Source organism: Streptomyces lydicus (genome assembly GCF_000717345.1).
GTDB classification, from domain to species: domain Bacteria; phylum Actinomycetota; class Actinomycetes; order Streptomycetales; family Streptomycetaceae; genus Streptomyces; species Streptomyces lydicus.
Genome location: NZ_JNZA01000078.1, coordinates 1 through 5,096, shown reverse-complemented (window position 1 = coordinate 5,096; position 5,096 = coordinate 1). Strand labels below are relative to the sequence as shown.

Annotated in this window: 2 rRNA genes; both read right to left on the bottom strand. The window is 57.0% G+C overall.

The features are described 5' to 3' along the window. Positions 1-21: 21 nt before the first annotated feature. Positions 22-3,144 (bottom strand): 23S ribosomal RNA (locus tag OO62_RS35925). A 305-nt stretch (positions 3,145-3,449) separates the two neighbouring features. Then, positions 3,450-4,903, bottom strand: a 16S ribosomal RNA gene (locus OO62_RS35920). The 16S and 23S rRNA genes sit together here, the layout of an rRNA operon. Positions 4,904-5,096: the final 193 nt, after the last annotated feature.

Below are 5,096 nucleotides of genomic sequence, written 5' to 3'. Positions count from 1 at the left end.
ACACAGTGGACGCGAGCAACTGAGGACAAGCCCTCGGCCTATTAGTACCAGTCAACTCCACACCTTACGGCGCTTCCATATCTGGCCTATCAACCCAGTCGTCTACTGGGAGCCTTAACCCCTCAAAGGGGGTGGGAGTACTCATCTCGAAGCAGGCTTCCCGCTTAGATGCTTTCAGCGGTTATCCTTTCCGAACGTAGCCAACCAGCCATGCCCTTGGCAGGACAACTGGCACACCAGAGGTTCGTCCGTCCCGGTCCTCTCGTACTAGGGACAGCCCTTCTCAATACTCCTACGCGCACAGCGGATAGGGACCGAACTGTCTCACGACGTTCTAAACCCAGCTCGCGTACCGCTTTAATGGGCGAACAGCCCAACCCTTGGGACCGACTCCAGCCCCAGGATGCGACGAGCCGACATCGAGGTGCCAAACCATCCCGTCGATATGGACTCTTGGGGAAGATCAGCCTGTTATCCCCGGGGTACCTTTTATCCGTTGAGCGACGGCGCTTCCACAAGCCACCGCCGGATCACTAGTCCCTACTTTCGTACCTGCTCGACCCGTCAGTCTCACAGTCAAGCTCCCTTGTGCACTTACACTCAACACCTGATTGCCAACCAGGCTGAGGGAACCTTTGGGCGCCTCCGTTACTCTTTAGGAGGCAACCGCCCCAGTTAAACTACCCACCAGACACTGTCCCTGATCCGGATCACGGACCCAGGTTAGACATCCAGCACGACCAGAGTGGTATTTCAACAATGACTCCACCATGACTGGCGTCACGGCTTCAAAGTCTCCCACCTATCCTACACAAGCCGAACCGAACACCAATATCAAGCTATAGTAAAGGTCCCGGGGTCTTTCCGTCCTGCTGCGCGAAACGAGCATCTTTACTCGTAATGCAATTTCACCGGGCCTATGGTTGAGACAGTCGAGAAGTCGTTACGCCATTCGTGCAGGTCGGAACTTACCCGACAAGGAATTTCGCTACCTTAGGATGGTTATAGTTACCACCGCCGTTTACTGGCGCTTAAGTTCTCAGCTTCGCCATGACGAATCATGACTAACCGGTCCCCTTAACGTTCCAGCACCGGGCAGGCGTCAGTCCGTATACATCGCCTTACGGCTTCGCACGGACCTGTGTTTTTAGTAAACAGTCGCTTCTCGCTGGTCTCTGCGGCCACCCCCAGCTCAGAGAGTAAATCTCATCACCAGAAATGGCCCCCCTTCTCCCGAAGTTACGGGGGCATTTTGCCGAGTTCCTTAACCATAGTTCACCCGAACGCCTCGGTATTCTCTACCTGACCACCTGAGTCGGTTTAGGGTACGGGCCGCCATGAAACTCGCTAGAGGCTTTTCTCGACAGCATAGGATCATCCACTTCACCACAATCGGCTCGGCATCAGGTCTCAGGCTTCATGCTGTCCGGATTTGCCTAGACAGCGCCCTACACCCTTACCCCGGGACAACCACCGCCCGGGCTGGACTACCTTCCTGCGTCACCCCATCACTCACCTACTACAAGTCTGGTTCGTCGGCTCCACCACTCCGCTTCACCCGAAGGATCCACGGCGGCTTCACGGACTTAGCATCGCCTGATTCAATGTTTGGCGCTTCAAAGCGGGTACCGGAATATCAACCGGTTGTCCATCGACTACGCCTGTCGGCCTCGCCTTAGGTCCCGACTTACCCTGGGCAGATCAGCTTGACCCAGGAACCCTTAGTCAATCGGCGCAAGAGTTTCCCACTCTTGTATCGCTACTCATGCCTGCATTCTCACTCGTGAACCGTCCACAACTCGCTTCCGCGGCTGCTTCACCCGGCACACGACGCTCCCCTACCCATCACAGCCTCCGTTAGAAGTATTGCTGCAATGACATGACTTCGGCGGTGTGCTTGAGCCCCGCTACATTGTCGGCGCGGAATCACTTGACCAGTGAGCTATTACGCACTCTTTCAAGGGTGGCTGCTTCTAAGCCAACCTCCTGGTTGTCTCTGCGACTCCACATCCTTTCCCACTTAGCACACGCTTAGGGGCCTTAGTCGATGCTCTGGGCTGTTTCCCTCTCGACCATGGAGCTTATCCCCCACAGTCTCACTGCCGCGCTCTCACTTACCGGCATTCGGAGTTTGGCTAAGGTCAGTAACCCGGTAGGGCCCATCGCCTATCCAGTGCTCTACCTCCGGCAAGAAACACACGACGCTGCACCTAAATGCATTTCGGGGAGAACCAGCTATCACGGAGTTTGATTGGCCTTTCACCCCTAACCACAGGTCATCCCCCAGGTTTTCAACCCTGGTGGGTTCGGTCCTCCACGAAGTCTTACCTCCGCTTCAACCTGCCCATGGCTAGATCACTCCGCTTCGGGTCTTGGGCACGCTACTCAACGCCCTATTCGGACTCGCTTTCGCTACGGCTTCCCCACACGGGTTAACCTCGCAACATACCGCAAACTCGCAGGCTCATTCTTCAAAAGGCACGCAGTCACGACTGCATGTGCAAGCACATACAGCGACGCTCCCACGGCTTGTAGGCACACGGTTTCAGGTACTATTTCACTCCGCTCCCGCGGTACTTTTCACCATTCCCTCACGGTACTATCCGCTATCGGTCACCAGGGAATATTTAGGCTTAACGGGTGGTCCCGCCAGATTCACACGGGATTTCTCGGGCCCCGTGCTACTTGGGTGTCTCTCAAACGAGCCGCTAATGTTTCAGCTACGGGGGTCTTACCCTCTACGCCGGACCTTTCGCATGTCCTTCGCCTACATCAACGGTTTCTGACTCGTCCTGTTGCCGGCAGACAACAGAAGAGAGATCCCACAACCCCAACCACGCAACCCCTGCCGGGTATCACACGTGACTGGTTTGGCCTCATCCAGTTTCGCTCGCCACTACTCCCGGAATCACGGTTGTTTTCTCTTCCTGCGGGTACTGAGATGTTTCACTTCCCCGCGTTCCCTCCACACTGCCTATGTGTTCAGCAGCGGGTGACAGCCCATGACGACTGCCGGGTTTCCCCATTCGGACACCCCCGGATCAAAGCTTGGTTGACAGCTCCCCGGGGCCTATCGTGGCCTCCCACGTCCTTCATCGGTTCCTGGTGCCAAGGCATCCACCGTGCGCCCTTAAAAACTTGGCCACAGATGCTCGCGTCCACTGTGCAGTTCTCAAGCAACGACCAGCCACCCGTCACAACCCACCAACGTGGACCTTTACCGGGGCCGGCATCGCGAAGGAGCAGACCTTAAGTCCGCACCCTCAGATACCCAACAGCGTGCCCGACCCACTCAAACCCTCAGATGCGTTCCACGCCGAAGCAGTACTAACGTCCAAGACTCAAGTGCGCCGAATAGTCAACGTTCCACCCATGAGCAACCAGCATCAGACATTCGCTGATGTACTGGCCTCTGACCCGGACAAGTCCGAGTAAGAAGTGCTCCTTAGAAAGGAGGTGATCCAGCCGCACCTTCCGGTACGGCTACCTTGTTACGACTTCGTCCCAATCGCCAGTCCCACCTTCGACGATTCCCTCCCACAAGGGGTTGGGCCACCGGCTTCGGGTGTTACCGACTTTCGTGACGTGACGGGCGGTGTGTACAAGGCCCGGGAACGTATTCACCGCAGCAATGCTGATCTGCGATTACTAGCAACTCCGACTTCATGGGGTCGAGTTGCAGACCCCAATCCGAACTGAGACCGGCTTTTTGAGATTCGCTCCACCTCGCGGTATCGCAGCTCATTGTACCGGCCATTGTAGCACGTGTGCAGCCCAAGACATAAGGGGCATGATGACTTGACGTCGTCCCCACCTTCCTCCGAGTTGACCCCGGCAGTCTCCTGTGAGTCCCCATCACCCCGAAGGGCATGCTGGCAACACAGAACAAGGGTTGCGCTCGTTGCGGGACTTAACCCAACATCTCACGACACGAGCTGACGACAGCCATGCACCACCTGTACACCGACCACAAGGGGGACCCTGTCTCCAGGGTTTTCCGGTGTATGTCAAGCCTTGGTAAGGTTCTTCGCGTTGCGTCGAATTAAGCCACATGCTCCGCTGCTTGTGCGGGCCCCCGTCAATTCCTTTGAGTTTTAGCCTTGCGGCCGTACTCCCCAGGCGGGGAACTTAATGCGTTAGCTGCGGCACGGACGACGTGGAATGTCGCCCACACCTAGTTCCCAACGTTTACGGCGTGGACTACCAGGGTATCTAATCCTGTTCGCTCCCCACGCTTTCGCTCCTCAGCGTCAGTATCGGCCCAGAGATCCGCCTTCGCCACCGGTGTTCCTCCTGATATCTGCGCATTTCACCGCTACACCAGGAATTCCGATCTCCCCTACCGAACTCTAGCCTGCCCGTATCGAATGCAGACCCGGGGTTAAGCCCCGGGCTTTCACATCCGACGTGACAAGCCGCCTACGAGCTCTTTACGCCCAATAATTCCGGACAACGCTTGCGCCCTACGTATTACCGCGGCTGCTGGCACGTAGTTAGCCGGCGCTTCTTCTGCAGGTACCGTCACTCTCGCTTCTTCCCTGCTGAAAGAGGTTTACAACCCGAAGGCCGTCATCCCTCACGCGGCGTCGCTGCATCAGGCTTTCGCCCATTGTGCAATATTCCCCACTGCTGCCTCCCGTAGGAGTCTGGGCCGTGTCTCAGTCCCAGTGTGGCCGGTCGCCCTCTCAGGCCGGCTACCCGTCGTCGCCTTGGTAGGCCATCACCCCACCAACAAGCTGATAGGCCGCGGGCTCATCCTTCACCGCCGGAGCTTTCCACACGGAGGTCATGCGACCCCGTGTCGTACCACTAATCCCCTCCCGAAGGAGGTTCATCGTTCGACTTGCATGTGTTAAGCACGCCGCCAGCGTTCGTCCTGAGCCAGGATCAAACTCTCCGTGAATGCTTCCGGGCTATCCCGGTAACACACACGGGAGCGGAACGACCAGACGGAATAGGTCCGGTCGTTCACAGCGTCCTCGCTGTGTGTGCCATCTGCATCACATGGATGCCGATGGACTTTCAAAGGAACCTCATCCACCGAGGTGGACGGGGTATCAACATATCTGGCGTTGACTTTTGGCACGCTGTTGAGT